General features: G+C 72.2%; 16 protein-coding genes. 2 read left to right on the forward strand and 14 right to left on the reverse strand.

Annotated features, from left to right (window positions below):
- Positions 1 to 29: 29 nt before the first annotated feature.
- The 12 genes from kynU to ACIBN2_RS26440 all read right to left on the reverse strand — a co-directional run bounded on the left by kynU (position 30) and on the right by ACIBN2_RS26440 (position 11,437).
- Positions 30 to 1,235 carry a kynureninase gene (gene kynU, locus ACIBN2_RS26385; RefSeq protein ID WP_399137777.1) on the reverse strand — a complete coding sequence of 402 codons (1,206 nt, stop codon included), beginning with the start codon at positions 1,233 to 1,235 and terminating at the stop codon, positions 30 to 32.
- A complete protein-coding gene (locus tag ACIBN2_RS26390; RefSeq protein WP_399137778.1) occupies positions 1,228 to 2,058 on the reverse strand; it encodes a tryptophan 2,3-dioxygenase family protein in 831 nt (276 codons plus the stop codon). The genes kynU and ACIBN2_RS26390 overlap by 8 nt, the downstream gene beginning before the upstream one ends.
- A gap of 150 nt (positions 2,059 to 2,208) precedes the next feature.
- The gene (locus ACIBN2_RS26395) at positions 2,209 to 2,622 is read right to left on the reverse strand and encodes a DUF3151 domain-containing protein (RefSeq protein WP_399137780.1); all 414 of its coding nucleotides are present in this window, start codon (positions 2,620 to 2,622) and stop codon (positions 2,209 to 2,211) included.
- An 18-nt stretch (positions 2,623 to 2,640) separates the two neighbouring features.
- Complete coding sequence (locus ACIBN2_RS26400; RefSeq protein ID WP_399137781.1) at positions 2,641 to 4,134, reverse strand: MFS transporter; 1,494 nt, start codon at positions 4,132 to 4,134, stop codon at positions 2,641 to 2,643.
- A gap of 73 nt (positions 4,135 to 4,207) precedes the next feature.
- On the reverse strand, positions 4,208 to 5,230 hold the full coding sequence (fbaA, locus tag ACIBN2_RS26405) for a class II fructose-bisphosphate aldolase (RefSeq protein ID WP_399137783.1): 1,023 nt from the start codon (positions 5,228 to 5,230) through the stop codon (positions 4,208 to 4,210).
- Positions 5,231 to 5,391: 161 nt separating this feature from the next.
- A complete protein-coding gene (pyrE, locus tag ACIBN2_RS26410) occupies positions 5,392 to 5,964 on the reverse strand; it encodes an orotate phosphoribosyltransferase (RefSeq protein WP_399137785.1) in 573 nt (190 codons plus the stop codon).
- A 10-nt stretch (positions 5,965 to 5,974) separates the two neighbouring features.
- Entirely contained in the window at positions 5,975 to 6,781 is an 807-nt protein-coding gene (locus ACIBN2_RS26415; protein WP_399137787.1) for an aldose 1-epimerase, read from the reverse strand.
- A 61-nt stretch (positions 6,782 to 6,842) separates the two neighbouring features.
- A complete protein-coding gene (locus tag ACIBN2_RS26420) occupies positions 6,843 to 7,757 on the reverse strand; it encodes an SRPBCC domain-containing protein (protein WP_399137789.1) in 915 nt (304 codons plus the stop codon).
- Between the two features lie 102 nt (positions 7,758 to 7,859).
- Positions 7,860 to 9,491, reverse strand: coding sequence for a polyamine aminopropyltransferase (locus tag ACIBN2_RS26425; protein WP_399137791.1), 1,632 nt, complete (start codon positions 9,489 to 9,491; stop codon positions 7,860 to 7,862).
- Positions 9,492 to 9,590: 99 nt separating this feature from the next.
- Positions 9,591 to 10,127: a DUF2617 family protein gene (locus ACIBN2_RS26430; RefSeq protein ID WP_399137793.1), complete on the reverse strand. Its 537-nt coding sequence runs from the start codon at positions 10,125 to 10,127 to the stop codon at positions 9,591 to 9,593.
- Between the two features lie 388 nt (positions 10,128 to 10,515).
- Positions 10,516 to 10,806 (reverse strand): hypothetical protein, encoded by a 291-nt coding sequence (locus ACIBN2_RS26435; protein WP_393867374.1) that lies wholly within the window; start codon positions 10,804 to 10,806, stop codon positions 10,516 to 10,518.
- A gap of 124 nt (positions 10,807 to 10,930) precedes the next feature.
- Positions 10,931 to 11,437 carry a hypothetical protein gene (locus ACIBN2_RS26440; RefSeq protein WP_399137795.1) on the reverse strand — a complete coding sequence of 169 codons (507 nt, stop codon included), beginning with the start codon at positions 11,435 to 11,437 and terminating at the stop codon, positions 10,931 to 10,933.
- A gap of 117 nt (positions 11,438 to 11,554) precedes the next feature.
- Here ACIBN2_RS26440 and ACIBN2_RS26445 point away from each other — a divergent pair, with 117 nt between their 5' ends.
- Together ACIBN2_RS26445 and ACIBN2_RS26450 are read left to right on the forward strand one after the other, a co-directional pair.
- The gene (locus tag ACIBN2_RS26445; RefSeq protein ID WP_399137796.1) at positions 11,555 to 12,736 is read left to right on the forward strand and encodes a pyridoxal phosphate-dependent aminotransferase; all 1,182 of its coding nucleotides are present in this window, start codon (positions 11,555 to 11,557) and stop codon (positions 12,734 to 12,736) included.
- Between the two features lie 153 nt (positions 12,737 to 12,889).
- Positions 12,890 to 14,095 (forward strand): hypothetical protein, encoded by a 1,206-nt coding sequence (locus tag ACIBN2_RS26450; protein WP_399137798.1) that lies wholly within the window; start codon positions 12,890 to 12,892, stop codon positions 14,093 to 14,095.
- Between the two features lie 16 nt (positions 14,096 to 14,111).
- Here ACIBN2_RS26450 and ACIBN2_RS26455 read toward each other — a convergent pair whose 3' ends face one another.
- Entirely contained in the window at positions 14,112 to 14,645 is a 534-nt protein-coding gene (locus ACIBN2_RS26455; RefSeq protein ID WP_399137799.1) for a YbjN domain-containing protein, read from the reverse strand.
- Positions 14,646 to 14,720: 75 nt separating this feature from the next.
- Positions 14,721 to 17,318 (reverse strand): ATP-dependent chaperone ClpB, encoded by a 2,598-nt coding sequence (clpB, locus tag ACIBN2_RS26460; RefSeq protein ID WP_399137800.1) that lies wholly within the window; start codon positions 17,316 to 17,318, stop codon positions 14,721 to 14,723.
- Positions 17,319 to 17,356: the final 38 nt, after the last annotated feature.

Consider the following 17,356-nt stretch of genomic DNA (forward strand, 5'->3'; position numbering starts at 1 on the left):
ACCGCCCGGCCGCGCGGCGAGCGCGGAGGCTATCCGGCGAGCGTCTCGGCCAGCACCCGGGCCGCCCGCTCCACGTCGCCGAAGCCGACGTAGAGGGGGGTGAAGCCGAACCGGAGGACGTCCGGATGCCGGAAGTCCCCGACCACGCCCCGCCCGATCAGCCGCTTCATGACGTCCCCGGCGTCCGCACATCGGAGGGCCACCTGGCTGCCGCGCTCCGCGTGGGCCTCCGGGGTCAGCGACTCCACGCGGCCCGCCGGTACGTACTCCCGCACGCACTCCAGGAAGAAGTCCGTCAGCGCGAGGGACTTGGCCCGCACCGCCTCGACCGTGACGCCGTCCCAGACCTCGAGCGCCGCCTCCAGGGCGAGCATGGAGAGGATGTCCGGGGTGCCGACCCGGCCGCGCAGCGCGCCGGACGCGGGCTCGTACGCGGACCGCATGCCGAAGGGCTCCGCATGGGAGTTCCAGCCCGGCAGCGGGGAGTCGAAGCGGTCCTGGAGATCGCCGCGCACATAGAGGTACGCGGGTGAACCCGGGCCGCCGTTGAGGTACTTGTACGTGCAGCCGACGGCGAGGCCGACGCCGTGCTCGTCCAGCCCGACCGGCAGCGCGCCCGCGCTGTGGCACAGGTCCCAGACGGCCACCGCGCCCGCCGCGTGGACCGCGGCCGTCAGACCGGGCAGGTCGTGCAGGCGGCCGGTGCGGTAGTCGACGTGGTTCAGCAGGACGGCGGCCGTGCGGCCGGACAGCGCGCCCGGCATCTCGGCCGGCTCCAGCGGACGCAGCGCGCACCCCGTCATCCGGGCCGCGGACTCTGCGATGTACCCGTCCGTGGGGAAGGTCGTCGCGTCGACCAGGATCTCGTCCCGGCCGCCGCCGGTGAGCTGCGCGAGCCGTACCGCGCCCACGAGTGCCTTGAAGACATTGACACTTGTCGAGTCGCCCACGACGATCTGCCCGGGTGCCGCCCCGACCAGCGGCGCGATCCGGTCGCCGATCCGCTCGGGCGCCGTCCACCAGCCGCTCTCGTCCCAGGACCGGATGCGCAGCTCGCCCCACTGGCGCCGTACGACGTCCTCCACCCGGCCCGGGACGGCCGCCGGCAGGGCGCCGAGGGAGTTGCCGTCGAGGTACACGGTCTCGTCGAGGACGAACTTCCGCCGCACCGCGGCCAGTTCGTCGGCGGCGTCCAGCTTGCCTGCCCTGGAGGCGGGTTCGGTCGTCTCAGACATGGGACCTCGCCGTCCACAGCTCGGGGAACACGTTCTTCTGCGCGCGCTTCTCCAGCCAGGCGACGCCCGCGGAGCCGCCCGTGCCGGCCTTGGCGCCCATCGCGCGGCGGGTGGCCACCAGGTGGTCGTTGCGCCAGCGCCACACCAGCTCGGCGACATCGGTCAACGCCTCGCCCAGGCGGGCGAGTTCGGCGTGCTCGTCACCGGAGTAGATGTCGGTCCACACGGCCTCCACCGCCTCCGACGGCTCGTAGCGCTGCGAGACGTCGCGCCGCAGGACCGAGCCGGGGACCGGGTGGCCGCGCCGGGCGAGCAGGCGCAGCACCTCGTCGTACAGGCTCGGCTCGTGCAGCGCCTTCTCCAGCTCGGCGTGGACGCGCGGGGCGCCGCGGTGGGGGACGAGCATGGACGCGGACTTCTCGCCGAGCAGGAACTCCATCCGCCGGTACATCGCCGACTGGAAGCCGGAGCCCTCGCCGAGGGCGGAACGGTAGGAGTTGAACTGGGCCGGTGTGAGCTGCCCGAGGGGCTTCCAGGAGGCGTTCAGCGCCTCCAGCTCTCTCACCGAGCGCTTGAGCGCGTCGACCGCCACCCGCACCCGGTCCTCACGAAGGGACCGCGCGGCGGTCTCCCACTCGTGGACGATCACGGTGAACCACAGCTCCATCACCTGGGTCGTGACCAGGAAGACCATCTCTCCGGGATCGTCGGAGAGGGTGTGCTGGAGGTGGGTGAGCACGTCCGCCTGGACGTAGTCCTCGTAGGGCGTCGTGCCCTGGAAATCGAGATGCGGGGTCTCGGGCTCGGAAGCCTCGTGGGACATCGCTGTCTCCTGATGTGTGCTACGGGTAGCGGTCCGCCCCTGCCGTTACCGGCACGGGGGCCCCGGTCCCCACCGGCATCCTCCGCAATCACTCCGGGTGCCGCAAGGTCCGCCCTGTCACACCGGGCGGACCCGCGGACGTAGCCGGCTCTAGCCCAGCGTCTGGGCCGCCGTCGGCGAGGAGTCCTTCAGGAACTGCGAGCAGCGCTCGTACTCGTCCTGCTCGCCGATCGACTGCGCGGCGCGGGCGAGGGCGTGCAGGGCGCGCAGGAAGCCGCGGTTCGGCTCGTGCTCCCAGGGCACCGGGCCGTGGCCCTTCCAGCCGCTGCGGCGCAGGGCGTCCAGGCCGCGGTGGTAGCCCGTACGGGCGTAGGCGTACGACTCCACGACGCTGCCACGCTCGAACGCCTCGTCGGCCAGCTGGGCCCAGGCCAGCGACGACGTCGGGTACTTGGCGGCGACGTCCGCCGGCGCGGTGCCGCTCGCCAGCAGCTCGCGGGGCGCGGGGTCGTCGGGGAGGTGGGCCGGGGGCGGGCCCCCGAGGAGGTTCTCGTGAATCGACATGCGTCCAAGTCTGCGGCATCAACCGCCGCGGGGCGTCCGCTCCGCCGTCGCCGGCAGCTTCGCGGCCCGCTGCCCCTCCAGCGGCGGTGCCGTGACCGACCCGTGCGTACGGCACTCCGGGTGGCGGCAGCCCGCGGGCAGGGAGCGCACGGTCGCGAAGGCCACCGCCGAGCCGACGACCAGCACGCCGGCGCAGATGATCATCGCCTGGTGGAAGGCGTCGTTGAAGGCGGCGGCCGAGCGGTATGCCTCCGGGCCCATGCCGGCGAGCAGCGGCAGCGCGGCCACCGCGATCAGGCCGGCCGCGCGGGCCGCGGCGTTGTTGATGCCGCTGGCCAGGCCCGCCCGCGCGGTGTCCACCGAGCCCAGGACGGTCGCGGTCAGCGGGGCGACCAGCGTGACCATGCCCACGCCCAGGACCAGGACGGCGGGCAGGACGTCGCGCACGTACGAGGCGCCGGGCCCGACCCGCAGCATCAGCAGCATCCCGGCCGCGCACAGCAGGGGGCCGACGGTGAGCGGGATGCGGGGGCCGATGCGGTCCGCCAGGGCGCCGGAGCGGGCCGAGAACAGCAGCATCAGGACGGTGGTCGGCAGCAGGGCCGTACCGGCGCCGAGGGGCGTCCAGCCGACGGCGACCTGGAGCTGGAGGGCGGTGAGGAAGAAGAAGCCGCCGAACGCCGCGTACACGCACAGGGTGACCAGGTTGACGGACGTGAACTGGCGCGAGGCGAAGATGTCCAGCGGCATCATCGGGTCCGGGCTGCGCCGCTCGACCTGCACGAACGCGACGCCCGCGGCCACTCCGGCCACCGCGGTCACGGCGACGACCAGCGAGCCCTGGCGGGCCTCGATCAGGGCGTAGGTGACCAGGCCCAGGGCGAGGGCGGCGAGGACCGCGCCGAGGACGTCGAAGCGGCCGTGGGAGCGGCCGTCCGACGACTCGGGGACGTGGCGCACGGCGATCGGGGCGCACACCAGGGCCACAGGGACGTTGATCAGGAAGACCCAGCGCCAGCCGGGGCCGTCCACCAGCCAGCCGCCCAGGAACGGGCCGACGGCCGCGCCGATGCCGCCGAAGCCGGACCACAGGCCGACCGCCCTGCCGCGGTCGTCGGGGTGGAACGACGCCTGGATCAGGGCGAGGGAACCCGGTGTGAGGAGCGCGCCGCCGACCCCCTGCAGGGCGCGGGCGGCGATGAGGACGCCGGAGCTCGGGGCGAGACCGCACAGCAGGGACGCCGCGGCGAACCAGACGACGCCGAGGACGAAGATCTTGCGGCGGCCGTAGTGGTCGCCGAGGGAGCCGCCGAGCAGGATCAGGCCGGCCAGCGTCAGCATGTACGCGTTGACCGTCCACTGGAGCGCGGCGAGGTTGGTGTGCAGGTCGCTGCCGATGCGCGGCAGGGCGACGTTGACGACGGTGGAGTCCAGCATGGCCATGCTGGAGCCGAGGACGGTGGTGAGCAGGATCCACTTGCCCTGCGGGGAGGAGATCCGGACGTCGGGCATGACCCCAGGTATACAGCGAGCCCGGTGCCGTAGCACCGGGCTCGCGGAAGAAGGCGGCCGGGGCCGCCTCCGGTTACTTGATCCTCGTGCCGGTCGAGCGCAGGTTGCCGCAGGCCTCCGTCACGCGCGCGGCCATGCTCGCCTCGGCCAGCTTGCCCCAGGTGCGCGGGTCGTAGAGCTTCTTGGAGCCGACCTCGCCGTCGACCTTCAGCACGCCGTCGTAGTTCTTCAGCATGTGGTCGGCGACGGGACGCGTGAAGGCGTACTGCGTGTCCGTGTCGATGTTCATCTTGACCACGCCGTTCTCCAGCGCGGTGCGGATCTCCTGCTCGGTGGAGCCGGAGCCGCCGTGGAAGACGAAGTCGAACGGGGACTGCTTGCCGTACTTCGCGCCCACGCCCTCGTTCAGCTCCTTCAGGAGCTCCGGGCGCAGCACGACGTTGCCCGGCTTGTAGACGCCGTGGACGTTGCCGAAGGACGCGGCCAGCAGGTAGCGGCCCTTCTCGCCCAGGCCCAGGGCCTCGGCGGTGCGGATGGCGTCGTCGACCGTGGTGTACAGCGAGTCGTTGATCTCGTGCGAGACGCCGTCCTCCTCGCCACCGGTCGGGGTGATCTCGACCTCGAGGATGATCTTGGCGGCGCGGGCGCGCTCCAGCAGCTCCTGCGCGATGGACAGGTTGTCGGCGAGGGTCTCCGCCGAGCCGTCCCACATGTGCGACTGGAAGAGCGGGTTGCGGCCCGCCTTGACGCGCTCCTCGGAGACCGTCAGCAGCGGGCGTACGTACCCGTCGAGCTTGTCCTTCGGGCAGTGGTCCGTGTGCAGGGCGACCGTGACCGGGTACTTCTCGGCGACGATGTGCGCGAACTCGGCCAGGGCCACCGCGCCGGTGACCATTTCCTTGCTGTACTGGCCGCCCAGGAACTCGGCGCCGCCCGTGGAGATCTGGACGATGCCGTCGCTCTCCGCCTCGGCGAAACCGCGCAGCGCCGCGTGCAGGGTCTGGCTCGAGGTCACGTTGATGGCCGGGTAGGCGAACTTGCCTGCCTTCGCCCGGTCCAGCATCTCGTTGTAGACCTCGGGAGTTGCGATGGGCATCTGTCGGCTCCTTGGTATGTGCGGTTGGCGATCTGCGTACTACGGCCCTGACCTAGACCTTGGGGATGACGTCATCGTCGGCCCCATCTTTCCAGACTCGGCCCGGTGCTCCGCCCCTGTCCGGCCTGTGGACAACGGCCCGCGGGCAGCCCGGCGAGACCTCAGTCGAGGCCCAGGTCGTCCTTGGAGTAGGCGAAGACGTACGGTACGCCCGCCTGCTCCGCGATCGCCTCGGCGGCGCCGGTGGCACGGTCCACGATCGTGGCCACCGCGACGACCTCCGCGCCGGCCTCACGCAGCGCCTCGACCGCGGTCAGCACCGAGCCGCCCGTGGTCGAGGTGTCCTCGACGGCCAGCACCCGGCGCCCCTTGACCTCGGTGCCCTCGATCCGGCGCTGCAGGCCGTGCGCCTTGCCCGCCTTGCGCACGACGAAGGCGTCGAGCACCTTCCCGCGCGCGGCCGAGGCGTGCAGCATCGAGGTCGCCACGGGGTCGGCCCCCAGGGTCAGCCCGCCGACGGCCTCGTAGTCGATGTCGGCGGTCAGGTCGAGCATGACCTGACCGACCAGGGGTGCCGCCGCGCCGTCCAGGGTGATCCGGCGAAGGTCGATGTAGTAGTCGGCTTCCTTGCCCGATGACAGGGTCACCTTGCCGTGCACCACGGCCTTGTCCTTGATCTGCTGCAGCAGCTCGCCACGTGTGCCTGGCGGCATTACTTCGTTGACGTCCGTCATGCCAGTCAGCTTAAAGGCGGCGCCAAGCCCAGGTCATCGTCGCTTCCAGGGGCTCCAGCAGCGTGATCTGGCGGGGCAGGGTGTTCAGACCGTCGGGCGGGCCGGTCTGCGGCTCCACGCACACGGCCTCCCGCTGCTCGTCGTAGACGACGACCCACTCCTCGCGGCTGGTCACCTTCAGCTCCAGCTGCCCCGGCCAGGTCAGGGTGACGTCGACGCCGCCGGGGGTGCCGAAGCAGTCGTCCCAGGGGCCGGGCTTCGGCTCGACGCGGTCTCCGGTGGGCAGGTGGTCCGCGCCGCGCTCCTCCTGCCAGGCCGGAGTGAAATCGAGGCGTACGTCCTCACCGACGGCACCGTCCTCGCGCACGAGGGCGCGGTTGAACCAGGGGTGCCAGCCGACCTGGGCCGGGAAGGAGAGGCGGTGCGTCTCCACGGACAACGTCAGCGTCAGGGAATCCGGCGTGAGGGCGAACTGCTGCGTGACAAGGCCCGGGTAGGGCCAGGGCTCGACCAGCTCGTAGGAGATGACCGCCTCGTCGTCGTGCGTGCGCACGACGCTCCAGGCGCCGTCGCGGGCGGTGCCGTGGATGGCGTGCGGCGGGGAGTTCAGGGGCATCTGGTGGACGGTCGCGCCGTCCCGGAAGCGGCCGTCCCTGATCCGCCCGCACCAGGGAGCCATCGGGAAGCAGCCGAAGCGCTCTCCCTGGCGCAGCAGTTCGGTGCCACCGACGCGCACTCCCGCAACCCGGCCGCCGTTGCCCGGCCGCACGGTCACCTCCGCGTCGCCCGCGGTCAGCGTGATGTCTTCGTCACTCACGGGACGACCCTACTGGGGCGATCAAGACCGCCGCCTCCCGCGGCGCCCTGGCGCCGCACGTTCAGCGCCGCTTGCGCAGCACCCGGCCGACGACGATCGCCGACGCGATCACGACGGCCGCGGCCGGGGCCGCCCAGCGCAGCGGGGAGCCCCCGGAGACCGTCTGCGGGGCGGGGACGGGGGCGTAGCGGCCGCGGGGCGGCGCGTGGTCGACCTCCTCCGCGCTGCGGCCGATCATCGTGCGCCGGGCGTGGGCCGCTTCGGCGGGAGGTTCGGAGGCGCCCGTGAAGTCGTCGGGGCGGGCACCGGAGACGGGGGGCGCGGCGGAGTCGTCCCCCTCGGTCCCGTCCTCCCCGGTCTTGTCCTCGCCGGTGTTGTCCTCGCCGGTGTTGTCCTCGCCGGTCTCGTGCTCCACCGTCCCGTCCTCCTCCGCCTGCGGGTCCAGGGACGGCGGGGGGACCTCGGTGTCGAAGACCGAGGAGGTCTCGGCACTCGGCTCGGGGCCCTCGGACGCGCCGGAGCCGGCGGGCCGCTGCGCCGCCTGCCCCACCTGCCCCGCCTGCCCCGCGAGGTTCTCCGCGAAGCGGTTCAGCAGCCGTACGGCCGCCGACGCCACCTGCTCGGACGGGAGTTCGGTGATGCGGCCCTGAGCGGAGGCCGTCCCACCGAAGGTCAGCCGGGAGCCGCCCTCGGCCTCCTCGACACGAAGGGTGAGCGCGAGCTTGACGGAGCCGGTGCCGCGGGCCTCGGTGCCGTCGCCCTCGGCGGTGTACGAACCGTCGTCCCGCGGGGTGACACGGACGGTGCCCCGGTAGGTGACGGAGTGGCTGCCGACGCGCACTTTCAGCCGCCCCGTGACGGGCTCCGCGCCCGCGTCCTGCTGGAGGCCGGGGACCGCGCGGGCGACCTTCGCCGGGTCGGCGAGGGTCTCCTGCAGCCGCTGGACCGGAACCGGAACGAACACCTCATGCTCCATGTCACGCGAGCCTACCCAGGAGGCCGGATCCTGCACCCCCGTTGGTCGAAAGTGACCGTGCGGCGGGTCGTGACGGTGCTTCGGCCGCCGCCGCCCGCGCGCTCAGTACCGCGGATGCACCAGCGTCGAGGCCGGCAGACCGCCGATGCGTGTGGCCGCCGCCGCCCTGGCGTCCGCCCTCAGGCCGGACTCGGTGAGGGTGCGCGGGGGTGGCTGGTTCGGGTCCAGGTCCAGGCGCGGGCGGCCGTCCACGGACGCCAGGAGGAAGCCCCAGTCGCGTGGGGCGCGGGACGCGCCGACGGAGCGGTCGGGCCCGGCCGCGAAGCCGGCGTCCCTGCCGGACACGCGGTAGGGGACGGTGTGCAGACCTGCGGCGTGCAGGGTCGCGTCCACCGTCCAGAACGCGCGCGGCCGGGTGGCGACCGGGCCCGCGTGCACCACCAGACGGCCACCGGGCGCGAGGACGCGCCGGGCGAGGCCGTAGAACTCCTGCGAGTAGAGCTTCGTGCTGGCGGTGATGCCCGGGTCGGGGAGGTCGGCGACGACCACGTCGTACGACGAGGCCGGCGCCGTGCGCAGCCAGCAGAAGGCGTCCTGCGTCGTCACGTGCACGCGCGGGTCGTCGAGGGCGTGGCCGTTGAGCCGCGACAGTGCCGGATCGTGGCGGGCCAACCGGACGACTTCCGGGTCGAGTTCGACGACGCCCACGCGGCGCACCCCTACGTGGCGCAGCACTTCGCGCGCGGCCAGGCCGTCTCCGCCGCCGAGGATGAGCACGCGCGCGTGGGGGCCGTCCATCACGGGGTGCACCAGGGCCTCGTGGTAACGGAGTTCGTCGCGGCCGCTGACCCTGAGGCGGCCGTCGAGGAAGAGGTCGAGGGGGCGGCCGTGGGTGCCGCCGGTGAGGACGACCTCCTGGACGCCGGTCTGGAGCGCGACCCGGACGTCCCCGCCGTAGACCGCGTGCCGCGCGGCCCGTTCGAAGTCGCCGACCAGGGCGGCCGCGGAGGCGAGGATGCCGAGGACGGTGAGGTTGGCGACCAGCAGCAGCCGGCGCGCCCGGGGCGTCAGGTCCCGGCGGAACAGGCCGAGGACGAGGGTGCCGCCCGCGATCGCGTTGACGGCCCCGGTGATCAGGGCGCCCGTCAACTGCCCCAGCAGCGGCAGGAGAAGGAACGGGAAGGCGAGCCCGCCGACCAGTGCGCCGACGTAGTCCGCCGCGAACAGGTCGGCGACCACGCCGCCCGCGTCCTGGCGCCGGATGCGCTGGATCAGCTCCATCAGGAGCGGGACCTCGGCGCCGATCAGCAGGCCGATGGTCAGCGAGAAGGCGACCAGGAGCCAGCGCGGGCCCCACAGTCCGCCCCAGCCGCCGGTCCACGCGAAGACGGCGTACAGGGCCATCGCGCTGGAGCCGCCGACCAGCGCGAGGATCGCCTCGATCGCGCCGAAGCCGGCCGCGGCCCGCCAGCGCAGGCGCTTCGCGCCGAGCGAGCCGATGCCCATGGCGAAGACCATGACGGACAGGACGACCGAGGCCTGGGTGACCGAGTCGCCGATCAAATACGAGGCCAGGGCGACCAGTTCGAGTTCGTACACGAGTCCGCAGGCCGCGCAGACGAACACGCACGCGAGCACGAGGAGCCGTCCGGTGTCCGGCTGCACGGGCAGCCGCGCCGGGCCCGCCCAGTCAGGCGGCGAGCCGGGCGGTGCCGGGGCGTGCGGTTCGATCACGACTGCGACGTTACGTCACTGCAGAGTCACGCTTCGTCACCCACACGTGTGGAACTGTCGGTCAGTTGGGCGTCCGGTGTTTGAGGGCACGCGTCCGGGTCAGGCGTCCGCCGGACTGAGCTGCGCCGTCGGCACCCGGACTCCCACGCGGGTCCGCGTCGCCACCAACTGCCCGTCCTGCGGGTACGCGTGCCAGGTCCGCCAGTGGACCTGGCCCTCGTGCCACTGGGCCAGCAGCGCGGTGAAGGCGTGCGGACTGCCGGGGAACACGCCCGCCAGACCGTGCGGATGGTCGGCCACCAGCGCGAGCAACTCCTGCGCGCGCCCCGCGAACGAGCCGGGGGACAGCACTTCCACGCGGGCCGCGAACTCGTACTCCCAGTCGCCCACCCGCTTGGCGACGCCCAGCGGCAGCGGGGTGCTGCTGCCGGCGATGCACGCCACCGTCTCCGAACAGCGGCCCCGTTCCTCTTCGAGCAGCACCTGGTGGGACGCGCCCAGCAGTCTCAACTGCATCTTCGCCCCGGCCAGTTCGAGGTCGAGGGTGGCCAGCGCGTCGAGCGGCTCACGCCCGAGGGCCCAGGCGAGGTCGGCCGCGCGCGTGTCGGTGTATGAGGTGTTCAGGGTCGTGAGCATGGGTCGGCTCCGCTGGCACGCAAAGAAAAAGGGGGGAAGGTGTGGGGGTCCGGCACACCACGGCGACTCCCGGGGAATCGGCCGGGTCAGCCCAGTCAGGAGGTCAGAAGGTCTTCGCGGGACGTCCGAGGGGGCTGCGTCGGTGATTTAGAGGGAATCATGAACGGTGGCGCCGTCACAGCCTTTTTACCCAACTTCGTTGGGTTTCCATCCCTCAGAGGGCTCCCCTGCTCAACTGTTCAACCATGGCGTACGCCAGGGCGGCCATGCGTACGCCGGAGCGTACGGACACCCGCCAGGGCGTGGGCTCCGGCGGGTGTTCGACTGGTGTGACAGGACATGACGGGAGGGGATGCGGCTCCCCCTGACAGAGCTCGGCTGCCCCGTGTCAGCTGCCTCCGCCGCATCCGCCCCCGCCGCCGCAGGAGGACCCGCCACCACAGGACGACCCTCCACCGCAGGAGGAGTGGCCGCCCCCGCAGGAGTGGTGGCCCCCGTGGTGTCCTCCGTGCCCGCCCGACGAGCCGCCGTCGCCCGCCCACCAGCTGCCGCCGCTCCCGGCGGCGTACGACCCGCGCCGGCCCGCGGAGCCGTACCGCTTCGAGCCGCCCTTGCGCACTGCCGACACGACGATCGCCACGAACACGATCACGACCGCCGCCACGATGAAGCCGGTCATGGCGTCACCGTCCTTTCGGTTGAACCGAAGCAGCCCCCCGTGGGCGCCTCTGTTTCCTGCGTGCACGAGGGATGCCCGGCCCGCTCTCCGGCCAAAGCAGAGTTGAGCAACTTCTGAGGGACGTCTAGACGGTCGGCTCAGGGCTGGGGCGCGGCAGCGGGTGCGACGCGTCGTGAAGGTCGAGGCGCATCCTGGCCCGCATGGTGTCGAACGCGTCGAACCAGCCGAGGTTGGCACGTCTCAGATCGGCCCAGTCGCTGTAGGTCTCCCCGGCCGCGAGATCCTCGACGAGGTCCCGTAACCCGTGCACGACCTCGTCGGCCAGGGCGACGATGTCCGGCGGGGCGGTGATGGAGATCTGGTAGCGCAGCTCGTAGACGCGTCCGTTCCGGTAGACCTCGCCGGCACGGTGCGCGCGCTCGGGCCAGGGTTCGGTGCCGTTGATGACCACCGCGCGGATCTCGCTCCAGGTGCGCGCGACGGCCGCGAGGTACGCCGCGTACAGCTCGCGCTTGACGGCCGTACGACGCTCGGACTGCTCTCGCCGCCACCTGGACCGGTCGGACAAGGAGGTCGCGCCCACCCCGATGACCGCTCCCGTCACGGTGCCCACCACAGTGCCCCAATCCATCGTCGGAGCATAGGAGTTGGGGCGACAGGGCGACCAGATGGAGACGCCCCCCGTGCGCAGGGCCGCAGCACCGGCGGTGCGAGGTTGAGTTGAGGAACCCCGGACCTTCGGCGCAGGATGGCCGGCATGACCTCCAGCAGCCGTCCGCTCCTCAACCGCCGCCTCGCCGAGTTCGGGACCACGATCTTCGCCGAGATGTCGGCCCTGGCCGTGCAGACCGGCGCGATCAACCTGGGCCAGGGCTTTCCCGACACGGACGGCCCCGAGGAGGTCCGGGAGGCGGCGGTCCGTGCGCTGCGCGACGGACGCGGCAACCAGTACCCGCCGGGCCCCGGCATCCCCGAGCTGCGCACCGCGATCGCCGCGCACCAGGAGCGGTGGTACGGCCTGTCGTACGACCCCGGCACGGAGGTCCTCGTCACCGCCGGCGCGACGGAGGCCGTCGCCGCGTCCCTGCTGGCCCTGCTGGAGCCCGGCGACGAGGTGATCGCCCTGGAGCCGTACTACGACTCCTACGCCGCGAGCATCGCGATGGCGGGCGGCACCCGGGTGCCGGTCACCCTGCATCCGCACGAGGGCGCCTTCCGCCTGGACCTCGACGAACTGCACGCCGCGGTGAGCGGCCGCACCCGGCTGCTGCTCCTCAACACCCCGCACAACCCCACCGGCACGGTCCTCACCCGCGCCGAGCTCGCCGCGATCGCCGAGCTGGCCGTCGAGCGGGACCTGCTCGTCGTCACCGACGAGGTCTACGAGCACCTGGTCTTCGAGGGCGAGCACCTGCCGCTCGCCTGCTTCCCGGGCATGCGGGAGCGCACGGTCACGATCGGTTCGGCGGGCAAGACCTTCTCCTTCACCGGCTGGAAGGTGGGCTGGATCACCGCGGCACCGGCGCTGGTCACGGCGGTGCGCTCGGCGAAGCAGTTCCTGACCTACGTCTCGGCCGGGCCGTTCCAGTACGCCGTGGCCGAGGCGCTGGCGCTGCCCGACACGTACTTCACCGCCTTCCGCGAGGACATGCTGGCCAAGCGCGACCTGCTGGCGGCGGGCCTGGCGGAGGCCGGCTTCGGAGTCTTCCGGCCCGCCGGCACGTACTTCGTCACCACCGACATCCGCCCCCTCGGCGAGAGGGACGGCTTCGCCTTCTGCCGCGCCCTGCCCGAGCGGGCGGGCGTGGTCGCCATCCCGAACGCCGTCTTCTACGACCACCGCGAGGAGGGCGCGCCCTTCGTGCGGTTCGCGTTCTGCAAGCAGACCGCGGTGCTGGAAGAGGCCGTCAAGAGGCTGCGGGCGATGTGAGCGCGCGGGGCCGGGACGACCGGGCCGGCGCCCGGGACGGCTTGAACAGCCTTCGGCCCTCGTGTCACGCAGACACGCCCGAGCACCCGCGACCGCACCCACTCGGGCCCCCAGCACTCGCGCGCCGCCCGGTTCGGCACGCAATGTGCCGGTGTGACGCATGCCAGCACCCTCGCACGCCCGTCCACCGCCGCCGAGCCGGACTCCGCCGCCCAGGACCACGCACAGTCACCTCCGGCGGCCGGGATGGCCGCCGCCCTCGGGCTGTTCCTCGCCGCCCGGCTGCTGAGCGCCGCCGCCGTCGCGCTGGTCGCCCGGGCGACCACCGGACGCAACCCGTTCGGTCTGCTCGGGCGCTCCTGGGACTCCCTGTGGTACCTGGGGATCGCCGCCCACGGGTACGTCCCGACCCCGCACCTGCGGCCCGGCGTCTTCAGCGACCTGGCGTTCTTCCCGCTGTACCCGGCGCTCGTGCGCGCCGTGCACACCCTCACGCCGCTCGGCGGGGGCGCGGCGGGACTGCTCGTGTCCTGGACCGCGGCCGCCGTCGCCGCCTGCGGCATCTACGCGGTCGGCGCCCGGCTGCACGGACGGGCCGTCGCGGTCGCCCTGGTCCTGCTCTGGGGCCTGCTGCCGCACTCCGTGGTGCTGTCGATGGCGTACACGGAACCGGTGCTCACCGCCTTCGCCGCCTGGTCGCTGTACGCGGTGCTCACCGGCCGCTGGCTGTGGGCGGGCACCCTAGCGGCCCTCGCGGGGCTGGCCCGGCCCAACGGCGTCGCGGTGGCCGCGGCGGTGCTCGCGGCGGCGGCGTACGAGATGGGCAGGTGCCTGCGTGAGCGCCGCCGGGTTTCCCACAGGCTGTGGACGGGCGCCGCGCTCGCGCCGGCCGGATGGGCGGCCTACGTGCTGTGGGTCGGCCACCGCACCGGGAACCTGTTCGGCGGGTACTTCCAGGTGCAGCGGCTGTGGGGCTCGCGGTTCGACTTCGGCGAGGGGGCGCTGAAGTTCGTCCGCCATCTGCTGCTCCAGGGCGACCGGCTGGTCTTCCCGATGACCATGGTGATCGTCGCGGCGGCCGTCGTGCTCTACGCGCTGCTGATCGCCGACCGCGCCCCGCTGCTCCTGCTCGTGTACAGCGGCGTGCTGCTGCTGATCGTCCTCGGCGGGTCCGGCTACTTCGAGTCCAAGCCCCGCTTCCTGCTCCCGGCCTTCCCGCTGCTGCTGCCGCTCGCCCGGGCCCTGGCCCGTACGGCGCGAGCCCGGCCCCGGCACGCGACCGTGGTGGTCGGTGCCCTGGCCGGGCTCTCGTTCGGCTACGGGGCGTATCTGGTCGTGCTCGCCCATATGCCGCTGTGAGGCTGTGGGAGAGGGCCTACTCCTCTTCGTCGCCCTCGGGCTTCTCGTCAGTCTCGTTGACCTCCTGCTCGAGGCCGAGCTGCTCGACGAGCCACCGGTCGAACTCGATGGCGGCGCGCACCCAGCTGACCGTGGAGGAGACGAAGTGCTCCAGGCTGACGCCGGTGCCGATCAGCATCTGCGCCTCGCCGATCAGGCGGACGGTGCCGTCGTCGTGGGTGTGGCTGTAGACCTTGGGCCACAGGGTCCGCCGGTTCCAGTCGTCGATGGACTCCAGCAGCTGGGGCTTCTCGTCGATCTGGTGGGGCCGGTCGTAGAACGTCCGCACCGAGAAGACCTGCTGGTCGTCCTCACCACGGAACATGAAGTACGTACGGAACTGCTCCCACGGCGCCGCTAGGTCACCCTCTTCGTCGACGACGTACTTGAGCTCCATCTGGTCGAGGAGCTGCTTCACGAGGTCCTGATCCGGGACGACGGGGCCCGCCGGTCCTTGCTGCGGCTCGGGCTGGCCCCCGAAGTTCGGAATCGAGGACGGGTCGATGGTCACCGTGATTTTCCCTTCGTACGGATGCCGCCATCCTCCCCCATGCGGGGAGGGGGGTGGCAACCCCGGCACCCTCCGTTACAGGGTCTTACCAGTGACGGGTCCCACGATCAGGCCCTCCCCGAACGCGTCCACGCGGACCGTGTCGCCGTCCTTGACCTCACCCGCGAGGATCTCCTTGGCGAGGCGGTCGCCGATGGCGGTCTGCACCAGCCGGCGCAGCGGCCGGGCACCGTAGGCCGGGTCGTTCCCCTCGTCGGCGAGCCAGGCCAGGGCGTCGTCGGTGACCTCCAGGGTGAGGCGGCGGTCCGCGAGGCGCTTGGCCAGCAGGTCGAGCTGAAGACGGGCGATCCGCCTCAGCTCCTCCTTGTTCAGCGCCGAGAAGACCACCAGGTCGTCGAGGCGGTTGAGGAACTCCGGCTTGAAGGACGTCCGGACCACCTCGAGGACCTGCTCCTTCTTCTCCTCCTCGCCGGTCAGCGGGTCGACCAGGAACTGGCTGCCGAGGTTGGACGTCAGCACCAGGATGGTGTTGCGGAAGTCGACCGTACGGCCCTGACCGTCCGTCAGACGGCCGTCGTCCAGCACCTGGAGCAGCACGTCGAAGACCTCGGGGTGGGCCTTCTCCACCTCGTCGAGCAGCACGACGCTGTACGGGCGCCTGCGCACCGCCTCGGTGAGCTGGCCGCCCTCCTCGTAGCCGACGTATCCGGGCGGGGCGCCGACCAGCCGGGCCACGCTGTGCTTCTCGCCGTACTCCGACATGTCGATGCGGACCATCGCCCGCTCGTCGTCGAAGAGGAAGTCGGCGAGCGCCTTGGCCAGTTCGGTCTTGCCGACGCCGGTCGGGCCGAGGAAGAGGAAGGAGCCGGTCGGGCGGTCGGGGTCGGCGATGCCGGCCCGGCTGCGCCGCACCGCGTCGGACACCGCCTGCACGGCCTCCTGCTGGCCGATCAGGCGCCTGCCGAGCTCCTCCTCCATGCGCAGCAGCTTCTGCGTCTCGCCCTCCAGGAGGCGCCCGGCGGGGATGCCGGTCCAGGCGGCGACGACGTCCGCGATGTCGTCGGAGCCGACCTCCTCCTTGACCATGGTGTCCTTGGAGACCTCCTCCTCGGCCTCGCTGGCTTCCTCCAAGTCCCTTTCCAGGGTGGGGATCTCGCCGTAGAGCAGCTTGGAGGCGGTGTCGAAGTCGCCCTCGCGCTGGGCCCGTTCGGCCGTCCCGCGCAACTCGTCGAGCTTCTCCTTCAGTTCACCGACGCGGTTGAGGGACTGCTTCTCCTTCTCCCAGCGTGCGGTCAGGCCCCGCAGCTCCTCCTCCTTGTCGGCGCGGTCGCGGCGCAGCTTCTCCAGGCGCTCGCGGGAGGCCGGGTCGGTCTCCTTCTCCAGCGCCAGCTCCTCCATCCTGAACCGGTCGACGATGCGCTGGAGTTCGTCGATCTCCACGGGCGAGGAGTCGATCTCCATGCGGAGGCGGGAGGCCGCCTCGTCGACCAGGTCGATGGCCTTGTCCGGCAGGAAGCGGGAGGTGATGTACCGGTCGGAGAGGGACGCGGCCGCCACCAGCGCGCTGTCCGCGATCTGCACCTTGTGGTGGGCCTCGTAACGGCCCTTGAGCCCGCGCAGGATCGCGATCGTGTCCTCGACCGACGGCTCCGCCACCAGCACCTGCTGGAAGCGGCGCTCCAGCGCCGGGTCCTTCTCGATCCGCTCGCGGTACTCGTCCAGCGTCGTCGCACCGACCATGCGCAGCTCGCCACGGGCCAGCATGGGCTTCAGCATGTTGCCGGCGTCCATGGCGGAGTCGCCGCCGGCGCCCGCGCCCACGACCGTGTGCAGCTCGTCGATGAAGGTGATGATCTGGCCGTCGGAGTCCTTGATCTCCGCCAGGACCGTCTTCAGCCGCTCCTCGAACTCGCCGCGGTACTTCGCACCCGCGACCATCGCGCCGAGGTCCAGCGCGACCAGCCGCTTGTCCCGCAGGGACTCCGGCACGTCGCCCTTGACGATCCGCTGGGCGAGCCCCTCTACGACGGCGGTCTTGCCGACGCCCGGCTCGCCGATGAGGACCGGGTTGTTCTTCGTACGGCGCGAGAGCACCTGCACGACGCGGCGGATCTCCTGGTCGCGGCCGATCACCGGGTCGAGCCGGCCCTCTCGCGCCGCGGCCGTGAAGTCCGTGCCGAACTTCTCCAGGGCCTTGTACTGGCCCTCCGGATCGGGTGTGGTCACCCGGCGTCCTCCCCTCGCCTGCTGGAAGGCCTCCTGCAGCTTCTTCGCCGTGGCCCCCTGTCCGGACAGTACGTCACCGGCGGCGCCGCCCTTCGCGGCGATCCCGATGAGCAGGTGCTCGGTGGAGAGGAACTCGTCGCCGAGGTCCTTGGCGCGCTTCTGCGCGTCCGCGATGACGGCGAGGAGGTCCCGGTTGGGCTGCGGGGGCGCCACGGTCGAGCCGGTCACGCTGGGCAGCGAGGCGAGCGCCTTCTCCGCGCCGGCGCGGACGGCGGCCTGGTCGGCGTTCACGGAGGACAGAAGATCGACGATGTTCTCGTTGTCCTGCCCCTGGAGCAGAGCGAGGAGCAGGTGTGCGGGCGTGAGGTCGGGGTGTCCCTCGGTCACGGCCCGGTTGCCGGCGGCGTTGATGGCGTCCCGGCTCCGGTTGGTCAGCTCGGCGTCCACGTTCGCGTTCTCCTCCTGGCGTCAGCAGTCATCCACCT

Source organism: Streptomyces sp. NPDC050534 (assembly GCF_044457745.1).
Taxonomy (GTDB): Bacteria; Actinomycetota; Actinomycetes; order Streptomycetales; family Streptomycetaceae; genus Streptomyces.